A 22,144-nucleotide genomic window follows, 5' to 3' on the forward strand; every position below is an offset into this window, starting at 1 on the left:
GGTGTGAGCCGTGAAGGTTCTGGATCAGATTCGCGAGTACTTCGAAGGGAATGCGCCTGTATTCTTCGCCAATATGAAGATGCATATCTGGCTTAGCTCCTTCTCCATGATTGCAGCGATGCTGATCTGCATTCCGCTCGGAATCTGGATTTCGAGAAAATTATTGATAGCGAACTACGTGATCAATGCGGTCAATATTGTACGGGTTATTCCCAGCCTGGCTGTACTGGCGCTTGCGATGCCGCTGCTCGGCGTCGGGTTCGCTCCGGCCGCGGTGGCGCTTACCATTCTGGCATGCCCGCCCATCCTGATCAATACGTACGTCGCTTTCCGGGAAATTAATCCCGCCATTAAGGAAGCGGCGCGGGGCATGGGCATGACGCCTCTCCAGACCATTATAAAGGTCGAGCTCCCGCTGGCGCTGCCGGTCATGCTGGCCGGTATCCGGATCGCATCGGTGGAGATCATCGCCAGCGCAACGCTTGCTGTTCTTATCGGCGGCGGAGGACTTGGCAGCTATATTATTAACGGAGTCAGCATGATGTCGAAGAGCTTCCTGCTGATCGGGGCGGTACCTGTGGCACTGCTCGCCATCCTGAGCGAAATTGTATTCAGCTACATGCAGCGCAAAACAAACTATTCGCACTAAAAAGGAGAGATTTTCAATGAAAAAACGTTTCTGGCTATCTCTGATTGCGGCTATGGTACTGGCAACAACGCTTACAGCTTGCAGCGAAAGTAAAGAGAGCAAATCCGACTTGACGATGACCGTTGGCTCTAAGGACAATACGGAGAATCATCTCATTGGCGAAATGTATGCGCTTATATTAGAAGATATGGGCATTTCCGTTAAGCGGCAGCTTAGCCTTGGCGGTACGGCGCCGACATTCGAAGCGCTTAAGAAGGGAGACCTCGACCTCTACCCGGAATATACGGGGACGGGACTTGGCGTCATGCTGGAGCAGAAGGAGCCGGAGAAGGACTCCGCGGTCGCTCTGCAGAAGGTGCGCGAAGGCTTCAAGCAATGGGATCTGGAATGGCTCGAACCGGCTTCCGAGAATGCCACCTATGGCTTCGCGATGAAGAAAGAAACGGCTGAGAAATACGGCATCAAGACCTATAGCGATCTGGCGAAGCACACGAAGGACCTGGTGCTGTCTTATCCGCAGGAATTCGACGTTCGCGAGGACGGTCTGCCGGGCCTGCAGAAGGTATTCGCCGACCAAGGCGGCTTCGCGTTCAAGAAGCAATTCCAGATCGACTACAGCCTTCGTTACAAGCCGCTGGAGAGCAACGAATCCGACGTGACGGTATCGGTCGGCACTGACGGCCAAATCGCTGGCATGGGTCTGCAGCTGCTCCAAGACGACGTAGGATTTTTCCCGGTATATAACGTCGCTCCGCTTATCCGCAAGGAGAAGCTGGACGCTGAGCCTATTATCAAAGAAAAGCTGAACGCGCTGGCCCCGCTGTTGACGGACGCTGCCGTGCAGACGATGAACTGGAAAGTGGACGGTCCGGAGAAAGCGGAAATTGAAGATGTGGCCAAACAATTCCTGATTGACAATAAACTCATTACGGAATAGAACCATTCATTCAAGGCGCATGGACCGAGGCTCACTGGAGTCTTCGGTCCGCTCTTGTCAATGATTTAGACTTGAATTTCTCATAAGGGGGAGACGGAATGAGCATCGTGTTCAAAAACGTAGTGAAGCAGTATCCGAACACTGCTTCCCGGGCGGTGGACGATGTCTCGCTCGACATCCGGGAAGGCGAGTTTATCGTTTTCCTTGGTCCGTCGGGCTGTGGCAAAACGACTTTGTTGAAAATGGTGAACAAGCTTTACGATACGACGGCGGGCTCGATTGAGATCGACGGGGCTGACATTCGCGACATGCAGACGGAGCAGCTTCGCCGGGGAATTGGCTACGTCATTCAGCAGAACGGCCTCTTCCCGCATATGACAATTGAAGCCAACATTGCGGTCGTGCCGAGGCTTCTGAAGTGGGACGAAGCGACAATCGACAAGCGGATTGACGAGCTGCTGGAGATGGTGCATCTGGATCCCAAGACGTACCGGAAGCGCAGGCCGAGCCAATTGTCGGGCGGCCAGCAGCAGCGAGTCGGTATCGCTCGTGCCATGGCGGCCGGGCCCAAAATCTTGCTCATGGACGAACCGTTCGGAGCGATCGATGCCATTACGAGAACGAGTCTGCAGGATGAGCTTCACCGCATTCAGCGGCTGCTGAAGAAGACGATTCTATTCGTTACTCATGACGTCGATGAAGCGCTTCGGCTGGCGGATCGCATTATCGTCATGCAGGCGGGCAAGGTCGTGCAATTCGCCTCGCCTTACGACATATTGACGAATCCGGCCAACGATTTCATCCGGCAGCTCATTGGCGAGAGGGACGTATACCGCAAGATGGGCTTCTTGAAGGTGTCGGACGTCTATACCTCAGGCGGATGGGAGTCGGCTTCCTCATCAGAAAGTGTTGCATTGAAGGATGGTCTGAAGGACGTATTCAATCGCATGGTCGAGGATAAGGTGCGCGAATACCCCGTTGTCAATGACAGCAATGTCAGGGTCGGCATGGTTACGATGGAACGCATTCTGACTAAACTGGCGAACTGAAGGAGAGATCATCGTGCGGTACGTAGAAGACGCATTCGGGCGGGTTGAGCTGCCGGATGACGCCTTGTATGGCGCTCAGACGTTCCGAAGCGCGACGAATATGAGCTTCTCAGGCAGAACGCTTGCGGCTTATCCCGGCTTCATCGTGGCGATGTCCGAGGTGAAGCTAGCGGCGGCCAGAACGAACGAACGCGCCGGATTGCTTCCACGAGCGATAGCGCGAGTCATCGAGCAGGCTTGCAAGGAAGTTCGGTCTGGCTGCTATAACGAGCAATTTATCGTCGATCCCTATCATGGCGGCGGGGGCATCGGCAGCAACATGAACATGAACGAAGTAATTGCTGGCCTTGCGAATGAGATTGTCGGCAGCTTCAACGGGAGCTCCCCGGTACATCCCACCGATCATGTGAACGCTTCGCAATCCACGTCGGATGTTTGCCATACCGCTCTGCGTATCGCGGTCATTCGAAGCGGAGAGAAGCTGGACTTGGCGCTGGTGCGGCTTATTGAAGCGCTGGAACAAAAAGCTGAAGAATTGGCGAAGGTGCCGACCATTACGAGGACCTGCCTGCAGGATGGGATGCCGGGTACGCTCGGCACGATGTTCGGCGGCTACGCATCCGGGCTAAGGCGCAGGACCAAGCATCTTGCTGATGCCATTGCGGAGCTGCATGCCGTGAACCTTGGAGGCACAGTAATTGGCTCGGGCCTGGGAGCTCCAGTCGTCTATCGAGAGAACATTCTGGACGCCCTGATGGCGGTGACGGAGTTGCCGCTGCGTCATCGGGAGAATCTCTACGACGCGGCACAGAACATGGACGATCTGGCGGCCGTCTCCTCGGAGCTGCAATTGTTATCCGGTGTGCTGATTAAGCTGGCCAAGGATCTCCGGCTGCTGTCCTCCGGTCCGGAAGCGGGCTTCGGCGAGCTTCGGCTGCCGGCGGTTCAGGCGGGATCGTCGTTTTTCCCCGGCAAGATTAACCCGGTTGTGCCGGAGACGCTTATCCAGTGCTGCTTCCAGGTCAGCGGCCTCGACCGGGCCGTTCAGGCATCGCTGGAGCATGGCGAATTGAACTTGAACGTATGGGAAGGCTTCGCCGGGTTCAATGTGCTTGATATGATCGGCATGCTGGAGAAGGCGGCGACTTTATTTATAGATAAATGCATGGTGGGCATAGAAGCCGACGAGAACAGATGCCGGGAGCTGTCGGACACGTTCATTCCGGCTGTCGTCACACTCAAGGAGAAGTACGGGTATACACAAGTCAGTCAATGGCTGAAGGAAAAGTCTAGGGAAGAAATTCGCGCTATCTACGAAAAAGGGGTTGAACGAGAATGAAAGCACCACGATTGGAGTGGGCCCGCGAGTGGCTGAAGGATACGAAGAAGCTATATATTAACGGCGAATGGATTGCCGGCTCGTCCGGCACGACGATAGATACGGTTAATCCCGCGAATGGAACCATCATTGGCTCATTCGTTGGCGCGTCCGGCGACGACGTGGACGCAGCGGTTAAGGCTGCGAGAGCGGCGTTCGAGTCAGGGGAATGGAAGGACATGTCCCGCAAGGAGCGCGGCAGAAGGATGCACGCCATCGCTGCGCTCATCCGCGAGCATCAAGACGAGCTGGCGACGCTGGAGAGTCTGGACAACGGCAAGCTGTACAAGGAAGCGTACTATGACGACGTGGCGGAAGCCGCCGATTTCTTCGACTATTACGCGGGCTGGACAGACAAATATTACGGCGAGGTCAATCCCGTCGAAGGCAACTTCACGAGCTTCACAACTCGCGATCCCGTCGGTGTCTGCGGCTTGATCGTGCCATGGAATTTCCCAATCGACATGGCTGCGATGAAGCTGACGCCCGCGCTTGCAATGGGCAATACGGTCGTGCTCAAGCCATCAAGTGTAACCTCGTTGTCGGCGATCCGGCTATTCGAGATCATTCATGAAGCGGGCTTGCTGCCCCCGGGCGTCATCAACCTCATTCTGGGCGAAGGTCGCACCGGCTCGTTCATATCCTCGCATCCCGATGTGGATAAGGTATCCTTCACGGGCAGCACGCAGGTCGGGAAGAAGCTTGTGCACGATTCCGCGGATTCCAATCTGAAGGCGGTCACGCTGGAGCTTGGCGGCAAGTCGCCGAACATCATCTTTGCGGACGCGCCGAATTTGGATGCGGCGATTGAGCGCTCCTTCTACGGCCTGTTCACGCATAAGGCGGAGAAGTGCAGCTCCCCTACCCGATTGCTTGTGGAGCGTCCCATCTACGACCGTGTCGTCGATGCGCTGGCGAAGTACGCCGAGGGCTACAAGCTCGGCGATCCGTTCGATCCCGCGAGCGACCAAGGTCCGCAGGCGTCGAAGGCGCATATGGAGAGCATCCTCCGCTACATCGAGAGCGGCAAGGAGCAAGGCGCCCGGCTGGCAGCAGGCGGCTATCGGGATATGGAGGGAACGAACGGAGAAGGGTATTACGTTCGCCCCACTATCTTCGCGGACGTTACGAATGACATGAAGATCGCGCAGGAGGAAATTTTCGGTCCGGTGCTGTGCGTCATTCCTTTCGATACGGAAGAGGAGGCGGTACGAATCGCCAATGACACGATTTACGGTCTGGCGGCTGGATTATGGACCAACGACGTGGCGCGGGCGCATCGCGTGGCGAAGCGGCTGGACGCCGGTCAGGTATTCGTCAATCGCTACGGCTGCTACGACATCGCCAGCCCGTTCGGCGGCTTCAAGCAATCCGGCTGGGGCAAGGAGTATGCCATTCACAGCTTGGCGTCATACACGAGAATGAAGGCAATCTGGATTGCCCATTAAGAAGCGGGAGGAACGGAACAATGAACATGCTTGCAGCGGTAATGAGAGGAACGCATCAACCTCTGTCCATTGAAACGGTGGAGCTGGCCCCCCCGAAAGCGGGAGAGGTGCTCGTGAAGATACTGGCCACTGGCGTCTGCCATAGCGACCTCAATGCGATAGAGGACGAGACGACGCCGATTCCCACCATTCTCGGCCACGAAGGAGCCGGCATCGTTATGGAGGTCGGTCCGAACGTCAAGACGGTGAAGCCGGGTGACAAGGTCGCTCTTAGCTGGGTGCCATTCTGCGGCACCTGTGAGTTCTGCCAGACCGGCCAAGTCCATCTGTGCGAATCGGCCTTCGGCCCCATGTTTGCAGGCACACTGCTGGACGGGACATCGAGGCTGAGCCAGAACGGGCTAGGCATCTACCATAATTCATTGCTCAGCACGTTCGCGGAATATACCGTTGTGCCGGAGATGAGCTGTGTGAAAATGCCGGAGGATATGCCGATGGCCCAAGCCTCCTTGATCGGCTGCGGCGTCGCGACTGGCTTCGGCGCGGCTGTTCGAGCGGCGCAGGTGAAGCCGGGCTCGACAGTAGCCGTGTTCGGCATCGGCGGCGTCGGCGTCAACGCGATCCAAGGCGCGCGGATTGCGGGAGCGAGCCGCATCATCGCTTGCGACCTGAAGGCCAAAAACCTGGAGATTGCTCGCACATTCGGGGCGACCGACGTTGTGAACGTCGGTGAAGTAGACGCAGCGGAAGCGCTCAGGGAGCTGACGGGCGGCTTTGGCGTCCATTATGCGATCGATTGCTCTGGGAATACGATGGCGGCCCAGTCTGCATGGAAGGGCACGCGCAAGGGCGGCACGACGGTCGTCGTCGGCGCATTCAATCCCAAGAAGGAGCTGGCATTGCCTGCCGGCGGCTTCCACCGTGTCGGCAAGGTGCTGAAGGGCAGCTTTTATGGCGACGTTCATCCGTTCCGCGATTTCCCGATCATTGCCCAGCTTTATCTGGACGGCAAGTTCCAGCTAGATGAGCTGGTTCTGGACCGCATTCCGCTGCAGGACATCAATAAGGCAATCAATGGCTTTCACGATCCATGCTGTGTGAATGTCGGGCGCACGGTTGTGGAATTCAGAGCTGAAGCGTAACGTTCCTACCGGGAAACGAGGGGATGCGGGATGACAGTCATCTTATCGATCATGGCTTTGCAAATTACGTATGTCAGCATGCTCTCTGTACGATTCATTCTGATGGTGAAGGGCTTCCGGTATATCGCTTCGATGATGAGCGCAGTCGAGATCGGCATCTATGTCATCGGTTTTAAGCTTGTGCTGGACAATCTAGACAACCCTGTGAACCTGCTGATCTATTGCTTAAGCTACGGCGCCGGCGTATTGCTGGGGGTAAAAATCGAGGAGAGGCTCGCGCTCGGCTACATTACCGTGCAGATCACGACAAAGGAAGAATTCGGGGAGCTTGCGGATCAGCTCAGAGCTAAGGGCTACGGCGTAACTCGCTGGGCGGGCGACGGCTTGGAGGGGCGCCGCTGGGTGCATAACGTTGTGCTTCCGAGGAAGCGGCACCAGCAATTGCACAGGGACGCGCTGGCCATCGATCCGAACTGCTTCATTGTCAGCTACGAGCCCAAGGCGTTTCATGGTGGATTTATGGTTAGGCGCATGTAGCGCGCCTTAGAAACGGAGGACTACACTCATGGGGAATCACATTCAAGATCGCGGCGGCAACAGCGTCATCATCCGTCTCGACATTAGCGGAGAACGAATGAGCTTCGGGCTCGTCGCCAACATCGTATCCAGCTTGGGCGGGGATATTATCGCCATTGACACCATCCATATTGGCCCCGACAGCAGTATCAGGGACATGACGGTGAACGTCGCGGACGCATCCGGCGTGTCGCTCATTACGGAAGCTATCGGCAAAATACCGGGCATTCGCATCGTCAACACGTCCGATCGCACGTTTCTGCTGCACCTTGGGGGCAAGATCGAGGTGACGCCGAAGGTGACCATTCAGAACCGGGATGATTTGTCCCGCGTCTACACGCCGGATGTCGCCCGGGTGTGCGCCGCTATTCAGGACAATCCGGACAAGGCGTTCTCCTTGACCGTCAAGCGCAACACTGTAGCGGTCGTCTCCGATGGTACCGCCGTGCTGGGCCTCGGCAACATCGGACCGAGGGCGGCCATGCCGGTTATGGAAGGGAAAGCCATGCTGTTCAAGCAGTTTGCCGGTGTAGATGCGTTCCCGATCTGTCTCGATACGACGGATACAGAGGAGATCGTCCGTACGGTGAAGGCAATCTCACCGGCGTTCGGGGGGATTAACCTGGAGGATATTTCGTCGCCGCGCTGCTTCGAGATTGAACAGAGGCTGCGGGAGGAGCTCGACATTCCGGTATTCCACGACGATCAGCACGGCACGGCTGTTGTCGCATATGCCGGTCTCATTAACGCGCTGAAGGTCGCGGGCAAGACGCTCTCCGAAGCTACTGTGGTCATCTGCGGGATCGGGGCAGCTGGCGTTGCGATTAGCAATATTCTAATGTCCGCCGGGGTGAAGGAATTAATCGGCGTCGATAAGGGCGGCATTCTTGTCGGGGGAGTGGATTACGGCAATCACGTCCATAATGCGTTCGCGAACGCGGCCAATCCGAATCGCCGCACAGGGACGCTGAAGGACGCGTTGAAGGGGGCGGACGTCTTTATCGGCGTCTCGGCGGGAGGCCTTCTGACCCGAGAGGACGTATTGGAGATGGCACCGAACCCTATCGTGTTCGCGCTTGCCAATCCCAAGCCGGAGATCGTGCCGGGCGAGATCGACGATATCGTCGCCGTGGCGGCAACGGGGCGTTCGGATTACCCGAATCAGATTAACAACGTGCTCTGCTTCCCCGGCATCTTCCGGGCGGCGCTCGATTGCCGAGCGTCCACTATTAATGAAGAGATGAAGCTGGCGGCAGCGGAGGCGATCGCGTCTGTCATTCCTGACGACAAGCTGAGCAGCTACTCCATTATTCCCAGCGTGTTCGACCAGACCGTGGTGGAACGGATTCGTGACCGTGTCGTTCGCGCCGCTATGGATACCGGCGTGGCGCGGCGCATACCGAAGGAGTTCCGGAACTGACGACAGATCAAGAATAGTCTGGCTTATCGCATGAATAGCTATCAAGTTTGGATAGCCTGATCGCCCACGATCTAGGAATCGAAATAGCAGCACACACGCAAACCCATCCATGCTTAACGTAATGGACACAACGAGCGTAGCTTGGCTATGGCTAAGCGCTAAAGCAGAGAACCGTATCCCAAGATACGGTTCTCTCTTATTAGTAAGCTCCTGAAGAATAGGTCACTTCATAGCTATGGCTATATACTTCGAATATGATGCCGAATGGATCTTCTACATAGCACATTCGATAAGGCTTTTCATTGGGATAATATTCTCTAATAGGCATCCTCTGCTTTCCGCCGTTTTCTACTATTTTCTTTACCAACCCTTCGATATCTGGATCCTGAACACAGAAGTGGAACACTCCTGACTTCCAGTATTCAAAATTATCTTTTGGCCTTTCGCTATTAGGAAATTCAAATAGCTCTATTCCGATTCCATCGGATGTTACCATATGTGCGATACGGAAGGTTTGCCATCCCTGGCCGAATACGTCGATACACATTTGCCCTATCGCTGTATCGTGTTCCTCTTTTACCTCTGACGGTTCCATCACCACATACCAGCCCATAACGTTTTGATAAAATTTCACCGCTTGATCAACATTAGTAACGGATAAACCTATGTGTGAAAATGCTCTTGGATAAGTTATTTTAATCACTCCCATATTATGCGAATAACGCTCACATATTTAGTATTTGCTTCGTAAAGACTATTATACGTATAGGTTTTGGGATCACAATACGGCACATTTTTGTGCTATAGTTACGAAAATGTAACTACTTATGATAGGAGAATTTAGATTGGGGAAAATTAAAAAAAGTTGTCTGCTCTTTAGGCCTGACTATAGACTTATTAGGCGGGAAATGGAAGTTAATGATTCTCTGGTATCTCATTGAAGGAAGAAAAAGATTTACGGAGTTGAAAAAATCCATACCGAATATCACTCAGAAAATTCTTACTGAACAGCTTAGAGAGCTTGAGAGCAGCAATATTATTTCGAGAAAAGTTTATTCCACTGTTCCAGCTACAGTAGAGTATGCGATGACTAAATATGGAGAGAGTTTAATTCCTGTAATCAACGTATTATGTGATTGGACCAAACAGTATGCTAGTGAAAATCATATAGAACTACATGAACAAGGATAGCTCCCCTCCGTCCCCCAAACTTTATAAAAATTTTCGAATTGCTTTCGAGGCGCTTTAGACTCCTCCTTTAGACTAAGGTTGTAGGCAAGAGAGAGGCCATACAACCTTAAAGGAGCGAGTGAGCGATGAAAAAGAAAAACAAATTGATTATGATCGGCGCGGCAGTGGGTGCCATGACTCTATTTACGGCGACGGCGTTTGCATTTACGCCGAACACGGCAGGCTACGATGCGTTCAAGGAAGTGCTGAAAGCGAACCATACCTCGGGGGCCGTAATAGATAGCGCGCAAGTGAACGGGAATTTCACGATTACGGTGGACGGCGAGACGGTGCTGGAGGCGGACGGCTTGATGAAGATGAAGGAAGCAGGCGGCGAGCCTAACGTCAGCGCTGACCTCGACTTCACGCTCATGGGCGTCCAGCGGCAAGCCAGCCTCTACAGCAGCGGCGAGGACGAGGTCTATCTCGTCGACCGGACGCATGACTTGCATTACCAGGTGATCAACTTGGAGGATGAACACGCTCGCGAGCACCGCAATGGGTCGGAGGATCAGGAGGCCCAGGGCCGCCCAATGAACAAAGCGGAGGAAGCGCTGCTGGATTTCATGGTTGGCGACCTGAAGGATAACTTCAGTGTGGCGAAGCAGGCGGATGGTCTTAGGACGATAACGGTCAACATCAGCAAGGAGGATATTCCGCTTCTGGCGCGTCTCATCATGGACGCGGCATCAGCCGAGGAACAGATAGGGCGTGCGCATACGCCGCAGGCTCATGCGGAATGGGAGCAGCTCCGACAGCTTCCGTTCTTCCAAGGGTTTGAGGGAATCGACCTGGAGGCGCGATTGCCAGAGCTGACGGAGGACGTTACCATTGAGCGTGTCCTGCTGCAAATGACGGTCGACGCGAACAACGAGGTGCAAGGGATGCAGGGCGAGCTTGAAGTGAGCGGCAAGGATAAGGCGGGCGTCACTCACCGCGTGGAGCTGGAGGGTGCTGGCAACGTTAGCGGCGTCAATGCCACGACGCCAGAGGCGTACGACCCTGCCGGCAAGTCGGTGGAATGGATCGACGCGGACACATTCGACGACCGCAGCCGCAGCTAATGGGGTTGACCTCGGGAGGACCACACCTATGTTTACAGTAAACGATCTGACGAGGGCCTACCCCGGCGGTCGCGGCATCCAAGGGCTGAACCTCACCGTGCAAGCCGGTGAGGTGGTCGCCTTATTGGGGCCGAACGGCGCAGGGAAGACGACGGCGCTGCAGGCCATGGCCGGCTGGATACGGACTGACCGCGGGGAAGCGTGCTGGAATGGCGCTTCCGTCGCGGAGCAGCCGGAGCGGACGAGGCCGTACATGGGCCTCATGATTGGAGAGCCGTCCCCGTACCTCTATCTCACGGGGTATGATTATTTGCGATGCTACCACAAGCTATATCCGGGTGTTGACGAAGCGCGCATCCGGGAGACGCTGGAGCTGGTGGGCATGACGAGGCACTGGAACCTGAAGATCAAAAAATATTCCACCGGTATGAAGCAGCGGCTTGAGCTGGCCAGCGTCCTGATCCATAGGCCTAAGCTTCTGCTGCTCGATGAGCCCTTCTCAGGCATGGACATCGAGGGCAGGCGAGAGATGGCTTCTCTATTGCGCGGCCTTGTAAGCGACACGGGCTTGAGCGTCATCGTGTCGTCCCATCAGGTGCATGATATCGAGGACTGGATGACGCATGCTTGCATCGTGAACGAGGGACGTCATATCTCTACAGCGGGCGTTGTACAGATTCGAGAGTCGTTTGGGGGCGTGGAGGACTATTATTTGCATCATCTCGCACGGGAGAGGGGCGAGGCTATATGATCGCGCAGATGAGGTACCTCACGTCACAGGAGCTGCGCAAGCTGTTCCTTGGAGGCAAGCTGAAGGCGCTGCTGCTGCTCTCCTTCCTCATTGGTGTTCTCTTTGTCTTCATTGGGGACCGCCTGGGGCTCGAAGATAACCTGCCTCTGACGGCAATGGAGCTGCTGCTTGCGGTCGTGGTCCCATTCCTCATGGGAACGCTCGGCAGCGATCTGATAATAGGCGAATGCAAGGATAAAAACAAGCATGCGCTAAAGCTGCCGATCAGCCGAGAGTTTCTTTTTATGGGCAAATGGTTCGCAGGCTGGACGGCTGGCGCATTCCTTGTTCTAGGTATGTTCCTGCCGACGTTCATTGGAGGCTTTATTCTGCACGGTGTGCCTGCGGCATCCTCGCTTGGCGCGGGTATAGCGGAGCTGGGCGGCGCCATTCTGTTCAGCGGCTTGCTGGTTGTATGGGCGAACACGGTGTCCCTATGGGTGGGGAGCAGCGGTGTTGGGCTGATGGTGAGCGTCGTGCTGTGGATGGCGATGAGCGCCGTCGGTTTTCTTGAGCCGCAGCTGAATCAATTCCTCGTGACGAGCTATGCGGATTGGCTGCAGCCACTCCTGTACGGAGGGGATGCCAGAATGACGGCTTCAACGTTGCTATTTATAATCGCCTATTATATGATTGGCACTATATTGGGCTTGCTGGCCTTCCTAAGAAAAGAGTACTGACGTATGTCCATTCGATTGAAGCTCATGTTAACCTATTTATTCGGCATTATCCTGACGGCGATGATCGTGGCCATTACCGGGATCGGCATTGTGACGGCGGTTCTCTCGTATCTCGCAAGCGGAATCGTGAAGGAGCAGACCGCGCATGAAGCGTTCTCCCGTGGCATCGATCTGTTCGTGGACCTGCGCTATGCGGAGCGGTATGCGCCAGAGGAGCTGACGTCTCCCGAATTCTCAGCCTCCATCGGGGATCGGCTGCAGCCATTCGGGGGCTTCCTTGTCGTTCGGCAAGGCGAGCAATGGGACAGCTACGGCGCGCTTAGCGAAGGGGAGGCGTTCTTGAGTCAGCTGCGGCAGGATGTGTCCACGGCTCAGTCGAAGCAAGAAGACTTATTCGTCGTTAGCGCGTGGGAGGAACGCGAGCTGCTTGCCGTGACTTACGACTTCCCTGGCATCGACGATCCCTTAACCTATTACTTGATCGCCGACGTGACGACGGCAGAGTCCAAGACGAACTCCTTCGAGATATTTGTGCTGCTCGGCATCGCGATTCTAGTCGGCATTATTCTCGTTCCACTGCTCTGGATTACGACGAGGGATATTATTAGACCGCTGCGACAGCTGGAACAGGGCTCCCGGCGTATTGCGGAAGGGGACCTGAACTTCCGTCTGGAATCCAAGGCGCGCAACGAGGTGGGGAGCGTCATTCGCTCGTATGAGAAGATGCGCAGCGAGCTGCAGCGATCGATTGAAGCACAGCTGGCGTTGGAGGAGAACCGCAAGGAGCTGATCTCGAATATTTCCCATGATTTGAAGACGCCGCTGACCTCGATCAAGGGTTACGTGGAGGGAATTCGGGTAGGCATCGCGGACGATCCGGAGAAGCTGAAAAAATATATTGACGTCATCTACGCGAAGGCGCTCGATATGGACCGAATGATCGATGATCTGTTCCTGTTGTCGAAGCTGGATCTTGAGCAGGAGCGGTTCCATATGGAGACGGTACCGCTGGAGTCGTTCTATCGGCAGATGATGACCGAGCTGCAGCTGGAGGTCGAGAGCGCGGGCGTGCGTCTGACAGGCGAATATGAGGCGGGCCAAGACGATACGGTGACGATGGATGTCCAGAAGATGAGACGCGTCCTGTTAAACCTTGTTGGCAATTCGGTGAAATTCATGGATAAGCAGGAGCCCCACATCCACGTATATATCGGGCGGCAGTCGGGCAATTGGATATTAGCGGTGACAGATAACGGACCGGGGATGAGACCGGATGAGCAGGAGCGGATCTTCGATCGGTTCTACCGCGCGGATGCGTTCCGCAATCAGAACGTGGCCGGCTCAGGGTTAGGGCTTGCTATTGTGAAGCAGATTGTTGCGTATCATGGCGGCACTATCCATGCGCGGAGCGAGCAGGGCCAGTCCATGACGGTCATGATTAGCATCCCCTTGATACGGGATAACAACGAAGCGGGGAGAGCGGGAGATGTCGAAGCGGAAGGTATTAGTCGTTGAGGACGATCAAGCGATCGCCGAGCTGGAGCGTGATTTCCTGGAGGTGCATGGCTATGAGGTGACTCTTCGGGCAGACGGCCGTCAAGCGCTGGAGGAGGCGCTGGAGCAGCCATATGATCTCATCATTCTGGATGTGATGCTGCCGGGCATGGATGGCTTCGAGCTCTTGCGGCGCATTCGGGAGACCCGGTTTATTCCCGTGCTGATGGTGTCCGCTCGCAAGGAGGATATCGACAAGATCCGAGGCCTTGGCTTGGGGGCGGACGATTATGTGACGAAGCCGTTCAGCCCTTCAGAGCTCGTGGCGCGGGTGAAGGCGCATCTCGAACGATATGACCGATTGACCGGTGTCGCTGGGGGCGCCGGTCATTCGCATGTACGGAAGTCGCGTGAGCTGAACATTCGCGAGCTCGCGATCCAGGTCGATGCCAGACGGGTAACGCTGGGCGGGGCGGAGGTTGCGCTGACAGCGAAGGAGTTCGACCTGCTGCTGTTCCTCGCGGAGAACCCGGATCGGGTCTACTCCAAGGATGCGCTGCTGGACCGGGTCTGGGGGATTGACCATTATGGCGATGCCGCCACGGTCACGGTGCATGTGGGGAAGATCCGCGACAAGATTCAGAAGGACCCGGCGGGGCACCAGTATATTGAGACCGTCTGGGGAGCAGGCTACCGGTTCAAGGTGTAACTAGCCAAACATGAATGGATAACATACAAATCACTGTAATGAATGGGAATGGATAATATGACGAGTGCCAACAAACAGCGTTACCGTTTCAGCGAAGCACCCATATGGGATTTACAGAAAAGCTATTATGAAGGGGAGGGGCTGCGGGCGTGGAACAGCGACCAGGTCCCTCAATACATAACCTGCAATCCGCTTATCGCGGGTGCCTATGCCGAAATGATATTCGGTTTTCTTCAGGATCGGGCTCAGAAGGGAAACGGCTCGGAGCCTGTGTATGTGGTGGAGCTTGGAGCTGGCGTGGGGCGGTTTGCCTTCCAGGTGCTGCATGAGCTGTCCCGGCTGATCGATTATGCGGGAATTACGCTGCCACCGTACAAATACATCATGACGGACCTCGCTATGAACAATGTGCTGGGATGGCAGAAGCATCCGGCCCTGCAAGCTTTTATAGCCCAGGGAGTACTCGACTTTGCAAGATTCGATGCCGTTCAGGACTCGGAGCTAAGCCTGGTCGTATCGGGCGTCACCATCGGTGAAGGAGTCATACAGGAGCCGTTAATCGTTGTGGCGAACTACCTATTCGACAGCCTTCCTCATGAGCTGCTGTATATCGGAGAGGGGCAAGTGTATGAAACGGATGTTTGGATCGAGTTCCCCGACCAGTGGGAAACGCTGAAGCCATCGGAGGCACTTCACCAATTATCCATGCATTACGAGCATCGCCGGGCCCCGGAGTACGAGCAGGAGAGCTATCCCTATCGGGATGTGATTGCGGAGTACCAGCAGGAGCTGGAGGATTCCCATATTCTATTCCCAACCGCCGGCTTAGCATGCTTGGACAGGCTGAATCAATTGTCTCAGGCGGGCTTCCTGTTGCTGACGGCCGACAAGGGCGATCATTTGCTTGAGAGCTTCAAATATGCGGAGCCTCCTGAGCTGATTCTTCATGGCAGCTTTTCGCTAACGGCGAACTATCATGCCTTTCAGTATGTTCTGGATCAGCGCGGTGCGCTCTCCTTGTTCCCGCCGCATCATTACCATTATATTAATGTGGCCTGCATCATTAACGTGGACAAGCCGATGGATTGTCTGCAAACCCGGTTAGCATACCGCCGGTTTATCGAGCGCTTCGGTCCGGATGAGTTTATTACCTTGAAGGAATGGATAGATCCTGGGATCGACCGTATGGACTTGCAGCAGCTCTTGAGCTTCTGGCGTCTGGGCGGCTATGACTCCGAATTTTTCCTTCAAAGCACGAAGCGGATTTCCAGCTTGCTGGTGGATGCGAATGAAGAAGAGAAGCAGGATCTTCTACAGGGCATTGAGCGAATGTGGTCCTCGTATTATACCTTGTCGCACCGTTATGATCTCGCGCTGGATGCCGGTCTCATCTTGTTCGAGATGGAGATGTATCGGGAGTCCAGACGGTTCTTGGAGATATCGGTGCAGGAGGACCAGGAGGAGATCGTCTCCACCGTCTATTATTGTCTGGCCATCTGTTGCTTCGAGCTGGACGAGGAAGACGACGCCATACGTTACACACAAGAATTGCTGAAGCTGGAGCCGGACCATGAAGCCGCGTTGGCGTTGCTCCGCAGCACCGGTATATCGGTGTAGGATTTGGGATCGTTGTTGGCGCTCAGGAGCGGGAAATTGGTTGAGCAACGACACGAGGTGTGGCTATAGCGTCGAATGTGGTGCAGCAGCGGTTAATAACGACACGAGGGATCGTTGTTGGCGCTCGGGAGCGAGAAATTGGTTGAGCAACGACACGAGGTGTGGCTATAGCGTCGAATGTGGTGTAGCAGCGGTCAATAACGACACGAGGGATCGTTGTTGGTGCTCGAGAGCGGGAAATTGGTTGAGCAACGACACGAGGTGTGGCTATAGCGTCGAATGTGGTGCAGCAGCGGTTAATAACGACACGAGGGATGCCATTGGCCTCGCGCTATAGTAGATGGAGATGAACGTGTCCGGAGAGGAGCTGACAGGTATGAGCCATTTGCCGCAAAAGATAGAGGTCCTGGACCGCATGAATGAGCTGGGCGGTTCCGATCCGCTGTACGCCTTTGCGCTGGACGAGCTGCTTTGTCGGCGAGCAGGCCAAGGCGGCCCGGCGCTCTGTCATATATGGCGGCATCCGCAGGCATTTGTGCTGGGCTCGCAGGATGTTCGGCTGCCTTACGCGCGAGAGGCAATGGAGTGGCTGGCGTCTCACGGCTGGCCGGTCGTCGTGCGAAATTCCGGAGGAGCCGCGGTGCCTCTGGATGGCGGCGTGGTCAATCTGTCGCTTATCTGTCCCAACGCCGGCGAGGGTCATGCCGGTTATCGGTATGACTTCGAGTCCATGTTCATGCTGATTAGCGGAGCGCTGAGCGGTACAGGCCAGGTTGTCCAGAAGGGTCTCATTGAGGGGGCCTATTGCCCGGGAGATTACGATCTCAGCATCCATGGACGCAAGTTTTGCGGAATCGCGCAGAGACGCCAAGTGCATGCAACGATTATACAAGCATTTGTTGTGGCGGAAGGCTCGGGCAGCTCTCGGGCTTCATTCGTCCGGCAGTTCTACGATATCGCATCCGGCGGAGACCATTCGCTGGGGCATCCCCTGGTTGATACCCAAAGTACAGCCAGCCTGGAGGAGCTTGACGCTCTAGGACCCATGGGAGCCTTTTCGTTTGCCAGCGCGGTGAAGAACGTCCTGGCAAGCACGGGAGCAGCGGCTTACGATGCTTCGTTGCTTCCGAATCGGCAGGAAATAGAAGACAAGATCGTCTCCTTACGGGCTCGTTATGGTGAAGCTGGGCGCAGCTAGCCATGTGTAGCCGTTATGTAAACCGAAAGCGGAGAGTGGCAGTGACGATCAGTTTAATGATATAGTGTAGTCAGACAAATGTGATGCAAAATCATTTCAGGATTGGATGATTTATTCAACATAGGGCCAGAGATGGAATCTGCCAAATTAACTAGTTAGGGTGATATTTTGAGGAAAAAACAACCGATGTCATTTGAGGATCTGCTAAAGGATCTGCAAGGGCACAAAACAATTGAAGACGACTCCACTCAGCCTTCATTGGAGAAGCTTTTTCATGACTCCTTTATGAAAAAGCATTCCAGATTCAACAGCTTCCAGGAGTTTATGGACAAAGGCAACTTTCAGGCGGAGTCGCTGCAAGACATTGAAAAAATAACCGGTGAGCTTTTCGATCGGCATATTGACCGGGAAACGGATTTTCCGGATTGGAAGACCATGTTGGAAACCGCAAATATGGAGTTTGAGAGAAAACAATAGACGGCCATGGGTCGGAACGAGAAGATGCTGGGAATATTCATATCCCCAGCATCTTTTCCATTGCCGTTGCCGATTACAGCTTCTGCTCGAGAACGCCGCGCGTGATCTTGGTGACAAACCTTCGTGGGAACAGACGCGGCGCTTGTGTGAGCAGCCAGTTCTGGAAGCCGGGAACGACGTACGTTTTGCCGCTCATCAGCGCCTTGTACCCGATCTTTGCAACGGTCTCCGGGTTCATGAGCGCTTTGGGGTCGGCAACCTTCTGTCCATCCATCTTCGCGCTTCGGAAAAACTCGGTTCCCGTGGCTCCAGGGCACAACGCGGTGACAGTGACGCCTGTCCCTTGCAGCTCGTTCGCGACGGATTCCGTGAGCGAGAGTACGAATGCCTTGGAGGCAGAATAATTGGCGCTGAGCGGGCAAGCATAAAACGATGTCGTCGAGCCCATGTTGAGGATGCGCCCACTTCCGCGTTTCACCATGTCTGGGAGGAACAGCATCATAAGGTGGGAGAGCGATTGGACGTTGAGCTGCAGCATCTCAAGCTCGGAGCGTACGTCCTGTTCATGCAGCAGTCCGAAGGAGCCGATTCCAGCATTATTGATGAGTACGTCGATCTTGATGTCTTGATCGTTCAGTCGTTCGTGGAGCAGGACGGCGCCATTGCTCTGAGCCAGGTCAACGGGTATCGCAATCGTGGACACGTTGTAATGGTTCTGCAGCTGCCGAGCAAGCTCCTTAAGCTTCTCCTCGTTGCGGGATGCCAGAATGACGCGATAGCCAAGCTTGGCGAACAATTCCGCGAATGCCTTGCCAATTCCGCTGGATGCGCCAGTAATCAGGACGGTTTTTGTTTTCATGTGAATGGAGTCTCCTATTCGATATTTATTTAAAATCCAAATAACTAAGTATCTAATTATTTGGATATTTAGCGTAATAAGAAAGAGCCTTGTTTATTCGGCCCCTTCGCTCTTCATTTCGATAATGCGATCCGTCGTTGCAAGGAAATCCTTCAATTGCAGCACCGGACCCTCGATATCCAGGCTGTAGAAAATCTCGGTGGCCACTTTGGTGGCATGGAGTAGCTTGGCTTGCTTTAATATTTTGAGATGGTGGGATATGGCCGATCGGGACATCGGTGATCGTTCGACGATCTGGGCGACGTTAAGCGAATCGTGCTTCGTCAGCATCATGATAATATCTTGTCGGACCGGGTCAGCCAAAGCGAGGAAGATCGGACTGCATTCCCGCAGCTGCCGATGGACGATTGTCTCCAGTTGAGTCGTGTCAGGGGTTTCCATTGTATGCTGTCTCCATATTCTCATCGACTAAATAACTAATCATTTGGTTATTTGATTATAAATATAATGGGAACTGCCGGCGATGTCAAGAGCTGTGACTTACTGTTATGCCCGAGAGGGTGTCTGTCGATTTTTCCCTGGATAACTTGATTATTAATTTCATAGGACCTGCTATAATAAGGGAAGATATGCAAGAATAACACAAAGGAGGCTTGAGGTGGAGCGCAACCACGAACGATTAAGGCGGAACGACGTCAACATAACAGGCTCCGGGAGCAAGTCCATACTATTCGCGCCTGGCTTTGGCTGTGACCAGAGGGTGTGGAGGTATGTGACGCCCGCCTTTGAGCAGGAATATCGGATTATTACTTTCGATTACGTAGGGGCAGGCAAGAGCGACCTGCGATACTATGACCCTATCAGGTACAGTGGGCTGGCCGGGTATGCCCAGGATGTCCTGGATGTCATTGACGCTCTTGAATTGCAAAAAGTCACATTCGTAGGTCACTCGGTCAGCGGTATGATTGGGTTATTGGCTTCCATTCAGGACCCCAGGCCCTTCGATTCCCTTATTATGCTGGGACCTTCTCCCTGCTACCTGAATGATCCGCCTCACTACGCTGGCGGCTTTGATAGAAGCGCGCTCGAAGGTCTGATTGAATTGATGGAGAAAAATTACATACAGTGGGCGAGCATGCTTGCTCCTATCATTATGCAAAATCCGGATCGTCCGCATCTAGCGGAAGAGTTGGAAGAAAGCTTCTGCTCTACCGATCCTGTTATTGCCGGCAACTTTGCCAGGGCCACCTTCTTCTCCGACAATCGGCAGGATCTTCCCAAGGCGACCGTTCCATCGCTTATATTGCAATGTGCGGAGGATGCCATCGCTCCAAGGCAAGTAGGCGAATATATGCATCGCCACATGCCCGGCAGCGACATTCAATTCATGCAGGCTACAGGGCACTGCCCGCATTTGAGTCATCCTGAGGAAACGGCAGCATTGATCAAAGACTATCTTCGTAAGCTTCATCGTTAGCCTATGCATCTGGATACGGGTCAGTTGCCCTGCGGTTATATATCCCTGTCTCTGGATGGAGTCATCCTGTCGATTAATGATCAGCTGCTGAGGTGGATGGCTGCAGATCGCGTCCATACGGAGGGCTGTCACGTAAACACGATCTTAACGGATTCTAGCAAGCTATTCTATCATATGTATCTCTTCCCCATGCTGAAGCTGCGCGGCAAGGTGGAGGAAATGTATTTGACCTTGAAGGCCGGGGACGGAGCGGAGGTGCCCGTCCTGCTGAACGGAGTATGCCGCGAACGGGAAGGCGTCATGGTCAACGAATGTATTCTGATGCGAACGGTGAACAGGCACAAGCTGGAGCATGAATATCTTCTTGCCAAGAAAGCGGCGGAGCAGGCGAAGCAGTCGATTGTCGAAACGGCTAGCGACGCGATTATATTGACTGATCGCCATATGAAGATTGTGTCGTGGAACAGGGCGGCAGAAGCGCTCTTCAGCTACAGCGAGCAGGAAGCCACGGGACAAGATTTGGAGCTATTCATCCCAGAGCAGCTCAAGGAGAGTTACCATGAGGCCGTAGAGCGTCTTCGAGAGCAGGGACAATCCATGACAATGGGCCAAATGGCGGAATGGAGCGGGCTGCGCAAGGACGGAACGCAGTTCCCTGCGGAAATGTCTCTTAACTGCTGGCAAGTGAATGGCGAGTACTATTGGAGCGCTATTATACGCGATCTGACAGAGCGGAAGCGAACCCAGCAGCTGCTCCTGAATTCCGAGAAGCTAAGCATCGCGGGCCAGCTTGCGGCAGGCATCGCCCATGAAATTCGCAATCCGTTAACGGCGATTAAGGGCTTCCATCAGTTAATGGAAGCAGAGGGCAACGGAAAGCCGTATTATTTTCAAATATTGAGAGACGAAATGAATCGCATTGAATTGATATTGAATGAGCTGCTGCTGCTAGCCAAGCCGCAGGCTATGCAATTGAAGCAAGTGGACATCAGAGCGTTGCTGGAGCAGGTGTCCACCCTTATGGATTCACAGATTAATCTGCATAACATTCATGTCGAAATCAAGTGCGAGCAGGATGTGCCGGCCTTCATTCCATGCGATGAGAATCAAATGAAGCAGATCTTTATTAACTTCCTCAAAAATGCGATAGAAGCGATGCCGGGAGGAGGCCAGGTTATCATCACGCTCGCCAAGCAAGATGAGGGCAGCCTTCTCATCCGCATTATGGACACAGGGGAGGGCATTCCCGAGGATAAGCTGAAGAGAATTGGGGAGCCGTTCTTTACAACCAAAGAGAAGGGTACGGGATTAGGCTTCATGGTCTGTCGTAAAATCGTAGAGGATCATCAAGGCTCGCTGCAACTATTCAGCACACGGAACGAAGGAACGACGGTTGAGGTCGTTCTGCCATTTGACTATGAGGAGAATCGGCATATCGTCCGCTAACTTACTCAAATTCACCTTACCAGGTTCTAGTTCACCTATTTTTTCCTTGTCCACATTCATCCCTTACCAAACAGGATGCCGCTGCATTCTATGAACTATATCGATGTAAGGGAGGTTTTGAGGATGGGAAATAGAAGAGCTAGCGGTTATGATCCGGTTCAAATTTCGAACTCCACTCCGTATAGCGCGTTTGGACGAGTGGAATACGCATCCATCTTTTGCAGCAACGATGGCTATAATGTTCAAAGCAACCAGACGTGGACCGGTCCTGGCCGCGGAATCTGTCTACTGACGAGAATTACCGCGACGGTGCGCACGCCGCTTGGCAATATTGAGGCGCAGCCTTACACATCTTCCGGTACGTCCTTTAGCCAATTCGCCATCATTCAAGTGGGAGAGAACCGTTACCAAGTGACGCGCGTGGTAAGTGCCAGAAGACGTCGCAAGTAGCCTCCAGCAGCAGCTATGCAAAGCTAAGTACTCATGCCCCAGAAGACGACCGCC

Annotated in this window: 23 protein-coding genes; 20 read left to right on the forward strand and 3 right to left on the reverse strand. The window is 54.3% G+C overall.

Annotation, left to right across the window (positions count from 1 at the left end):
• Positions 1–10: 10 nt before the first annotated feature.
• The 8 genes from AB1S56_RS01040 to AB1S56_RS01075 all read left to right on the forward strand — a co-directional run bounded on the left by AB1S56_RS01040 (position 11) and on the right by AB1S56_RS01075 (position 8,599).
• Positions 11–649 carry an ABC transporter permease gene (locus tag AB1S56_RS01040; RefSeq protein ID WP_340871618.1) on the forward strand — a complete coding sequence of 213 codons (639 nt, stop codon included), beginning with the start codon at positions 11–13 and terminating at the stop codon, positions 647–649.
• A gap of 16 nt (positions 650–665) precedes the next feature.
• Positions 666–1,586, forward strand: a complete 921-nt coding sequence (locus tag AB1S56_RS01045; RefSeq protein WP_340871620.1) for a glycine betaine ABC transporter substrate-binding protein — start codon at positions 666–668, stop codon at positions 1,584–1,586.
• A 98-nt stretch (positions 1,587–1,684) separates the two neighbouring features.
• Positions 1,685–2,635: an ABC transporter ATP-binding protein gene (locus AB1S56_RS01050; RefSeq protein WP_340871621.1), complete on the forward strand. Its 951-nt coding sequence runs from the start codon at positions 1,685–1,687 to the stop codon at positions 2,633–2,635.
• Positions 2,636–2,648: 13 nt separating this feature from the next.
• The gene (locus AB1S56_RS01055; protein WP_340871622.1) at positions 2,649–3,974 is read left to right on the forward strand and encodes a lyase family protein; all 1,326 of its coding nucleotides are present in this window, start codon (positions 2,649–2,651) and stop codon (positions 3,972–3,974) included.
• Positions 3,971–5,461 carry an aldehyde dehydrogenase family protein gene (locus AB1S56_RS01060; protein ID WP_340871623.1) on the forward strand — a complete coding sequence of 497 codons (1,491 nt, stop codon included), beginning with the start codon at positions 3,971–3,973 and terminating at the stop codon, positions 5,459–5,461. Before AB1S56_RS01055 ends, AB1S56_RS01060 begins: the two co-directional genes overlap by 4 nt.
• A gap of 20 nt (positions 5,462–5,481) precedes the next feature.
• The gene (locus AB1S56_RS01065; protein ID WP_340871625.1) at positions 5,482–6,603 is read left to right on the forward strand and encodes a Zn-dependent alcohol dehydrogenase; all 1,122 of its coding nucleotides are present in this window, start codon (positions 5,482–5,484) and stop codon (positions 6,601–6,603) included.
• Positions 6,604–6,633: 30 nt separating this feature from the next.
• Positions 6,634–7,140, forward strand: a complete 507-nt coding sequence (locus tag AB1S56_RS01070) for a DUF2179 domain-containing protein (RefSeq protein WP_340871627.1) — start codon at positions 6,634–6,636, stop codon at positions 7,138–7,140.
• A 28-nt stretch (positions 7,141–7,168) separates the two neighbouring features.
• A complete protein-coding gene (locus AB1S56_RS01075) occupies positions 7,169–8,599 on the forward strand; it encodes an NAD-dependent malic enzyme (RefSeq protein ID WP_340871629.1) in 1,431 nt (476 codons plus the stop codon).
• Positions 8,600–8,798: 199 nt separating this feature from the next.
• Here the strand turns inward: AB1S56_RS01075 and AB1S56_RS01080 are convergent, their stop codons facing one another.
• Positions 8,799–9,293 carry a lactoylglutathione lyase family protein gene (locus AB1S56_RS01080; protein ID WP_340871650.1) on the reverse strand — a complete coding sequence of 165 codons (495 nt, stop codon included), beginning with the start codon at positions 9,291–9,293 and terminating at the stop codon, positions 8,799–8,801.
• 188 nt (positions 9,294–9,481) lie between these two features.
• Between AB1S56_RS01080 and AB1S56_RS01085 the strand changes: the two genes are divergently transcribed.
• The 9 genes from AB1S56_RS01085 (at position 9,482) to AB1S56_RS01125 (ending at position 17,858) form a co-directional block, all read left to right on the forward strand.
• Complete coding sequence (locus tag AB1S56_RS01085) at positions 9,482–9,790, forward strand: helix-turn-helix domain-containing protein (protein ID WP_340871653.1); 309 nt, start codon at positions 9,482–9,484, stop codon at positions 9,788–9,790.
• A gap of 125 nt (positions 9,791–9,915) precedes the next feature.
• On the forward strand, positions 9,916–10,893 hold the full coding sequence (locus tag AB1S56_RS01090; protein ID WP_340871630.1) for a hypothetical protein: 978 nt from the start codon (positions 9,916–9,918) through the stop codon (positions 10,891–10,893).
• Positions 10,894–10,921: 28 nt separating this feature from the next.
• Entirely contained in the window at positions 10,922–11,644 is a 723-nt protein-coding gene (locus AB1S56_RS01095) for an ABC transporter ATP-binding protein (RefSeq protein WP_340871631.1), read from the forward strand.
• Positions 11,641–12,363, forward strand: coding sequence for a hypothetical protein (locus tag AB1S56_RS01100; protein ID WP_340871632.1), 723 nt, complete (start codon positions 11,641–11,643; stop codon positions 12,361–12,363). The genes AB1S56_RS01095 and AB1S56_RS01100 overlap by 4 nt, the downstream gene beginning before the upstream one ends.
• Positions 12,364–12,366: 3 nt before the next feature.
• Positions 12,367–13,878 carry a HAMP domain-containing sensor histidine kinase gene (locus AB1S56_RS01105; RefSeq protein WP_340871633.1) on the forward strand — a complete coding sequence of 504 codons (1,512 nt, stop codon included), beginning with the start codon at positions 12,367–12,369 and terminating at the stop codon, positions 13,876–13,878.
• A complete protein-coding gene (locus AB1S56_RS01110; protein ID WP_340871634.1) occupies positions 13,850–14,566 on the forward strand; it encodes a response regulator transcription factor in 717 nt (238 codons plus the stop codon). Before AB1S56_RS01105 ends, AB1S56_RS01110 begins: the two co-directional genes overlap by 29 nt.
• 57 nt (positions 14,567–14,623) lie before the next feature.
• Entirely contained in the window at positions 14,624–16,183 is a 1,560-nt protein-coding gene (locus AB1S56_RS01115; RefSeq protein WP_340871635.1) for a tetratricopeptide repeat protein, read from the forward strand.
• A gap of 376 nt (positions 16,184–16,559) precedes the next feature.
• Positions 16,560–17,381 (forward strand): lipoate--protein ligase family protein, encoded by an 822-nt coding sequence (locus tag AB1S56_RS01120; protein WP_340871636.1) that lies wholly within the window; start codon positions 16,560–16,562, stop codon positions 17,379–17,381.
• A gap of 186 nt (positions 17,382–17,567) precedes the next feature.
• Positions 17,568–17,858, forward strand: a complete 291-nt coding sequence (locus AB1S56_RS01125; protein ID WP_340871655.1) for a hypothetical protein — start codon at positions 17,568–17,570, stop codon at positions 17,856–17,858.
• Positions 17,859–17,931: 73 nt separating this feature from the next.
• Here AB1S56_RS01125 and AB1S56_RS01130 read toward each other — a convergent pair whose 3' ends face one another.
• Both AB1S56_RS01130 and AB1S56_RS01135 read right to left on the reverse strand, forming a co-directional pair.
• Positions 17,932–18,717, reverse strand: a complete 786-nt coding sequence (locus AB1S56_RS01130) for an SDR family oxidoreductase (protein ID WP_340871638.1) — start codon at positions 18,715–18,717, stop codon at positions 17,932–17,934.
• A gap of 93 nt (positions 18,718–18,810) precedes the next feature.
• Entirely contained in the window at positions 18,811–19,158 is a 348-nt protein-coding gene (locus AB1S56_RS01135; RefSeq protein ID WP_340871640.1) for a metalloregulator ArsR/SmtB family transcription factor, read from the reverse strand.
• A gap of 217 nt (positions 19,159–19,375) precedes the next feature.
• Between AB1S56_RS01135 and AB1S56_RS01140 the strand changes: the two genes are divergently transcribed.
• The 3 genes from AB1S56_RS01140 to AB1S56_RS01150 all read left to right on the forward strand — a co-directional run bounded on the left by AB1S56_RS01140 (position 19,376) and on the right by AB1S56_RS01150 (position 22,090).
• Complete coding sequence (locus tag AB1S56_RS01140; RefSeq protein WP_340871641.1) at positions 19,376–20,194, forward strand: alpha/beta hydrolase; 819 nt, start codon at positions 19,376–19,378, stop codon at positions 20,192–20,194.
• 24 nt (positions 20,195–20,218) lie between these two features.
• A complete protein-coding gene (locus tag AB1S56_RS01145) occupies positions 20,219–21,640 on the forward strand; it encodes an ATP-binding protein (RefSeq protein WP_340871642.1) in 1,422 nt (473 codons plus the stop codon).
• Positions 21,641–21,763: 123 nt separating this feature from the next.
• Positions 21,764–22,090: a hypothetical protein gene (locus AB1S56_RS01150; protein WP_340871644.1), complete on the forward strand. Its 327-nt coding sequence runs from the start codon at positions 21,764–21,766 to the stop codon at positions 22,088–22,090.
• The last annotated feature ends 54 nt before the right edge of the window (positions 22,091–22,144 follow it).

Source organism: Paenibacillus sp. PL2-23 (assembly GCF_040834005.1).
Taxonomy (GTDB): Bacteria; Bacillota; Bacilli; order Paenibacillales; family Paenibacillaceae; genus Pristimantibacillus.

Bases quoted from the DNA above. Each gene is read 5' to 3' on its own strand.
- AB1S56_RS01045 (WP_340871620.1), top strand. From the start codon at position 666: ATGAAAAAACGTTTCTGGCTATCTCTGATTGCGGCTATGGTACTGGCA.
- AB1S56_RS01050 (WP_340871621.1), top strand. From the start codon at position 1,685: ATGAGCATCGTGTTCAAAAACGTAGTGAAGCAGTATCCGAACACTGCT.
- AB1S56_RS01060 (WP_340871623.1), top strand. From the start codon at position 3,971: ATGAAAGCACCACGATTGGAGTGGGCCCGCGAGTGGCTGAAGGATACG.
- AB1S56_RS01065 (WP_340871625.1), top strand. From the start codon at position 5,482: ATGAACATGCTTGCAGCGGTAATGAGAGGAACGCATCAACCTCTGTCC.
- AB1S56_RS01070 (WP_340871627.1), top strand. From the start codon at position 6,634: ATGACAGTCATCTTATCGATCATGGCTTTGCAAATTACGTATGTCAGC.
- AB1S56_RS01075 (WP_340871629.1), top strand. From the start codon at position 7,169: ATGGGGAATCACATTCAAGATCGCGGCGGCAACAGCGTCATCATCCGT.
- AB1S56_RS01090 (WP_340871630.1), top strand. From the start codon at position 9,916: ATGAAAAAGAAAAACAAATTGATTATGATCGGCGCGGCAGTGGGTGCC.
- AB1S56_RS01095 (WP_340871631.1), top strand. From the start codon at position 10,922: ATGTTTACAGTAAACGATCTGACGAGGGCCTACCCCGGCGGTCGCGGC.
- AB1S56_RS01100 (WP_340871632.1), top strand. From the start codon at position 11,641: ATGATCGCGCAGATGAGGTACCTCACGTCACAGGAGCTGCGCAAGCTG.
- AB1S56_RS01105 (WP_340871633.1), top strand. From the start codon at position 12,367: ATGTCCATTCGATTGAAGCTCATGTTAACCTATTTATTCGGCATTATC.
- AB1S56_RS01110 (WP_340871634.1), top strand. From the start codon at position 13,850: ATGTCGAAGCGGAAGGTATTAGTCGTTGAGGACGATCAAGCGATCGCC.
- AB1S56_RS01115 (WP_340871635.1), top strand. From the start codon at position 14,624: ATGACGAGTGCCAACAAACAGCGTTACCGTTTCAGCGAAGCACCCATA.
- AB1S56_RS01120 (WP_340871636.1), top strand. From the start codon at position 16,560: ATGAGCCATTTGCCGCAAAAGATAGAGGTCCTGGACCGCATGAATGAG.
- AB1S56_RS01125 (WP_340871655.1), top strand. From the start codon at position 17,568: ATGTCATTTGAGGATCTGCTAAAGGATCTGCAAGGGCACAAAACAATT.
- AB1S56_RS01130 (WP_340871638.1), bottom strand. From the start codon at position 18,717: ATGAAAACAAAAACCGTCCTGATTACTGGCGCATCCAGCGGAATTGGC.
- AB1S56_RS01135 (WP_340871640.1), bottom strand. From the start codon at position 19,158: ATGGAAACCCCTGACACGACTCAACTGGAGACAATCGTCCATCGGCAG.
- AB1S56_RS01150 (WP_340871644.1), top strand. From the start codon at position 21,764: ATGGGAAATAGAAGAGCTAGCGGTTATGATCCGGTTCAAATTTCGAAC.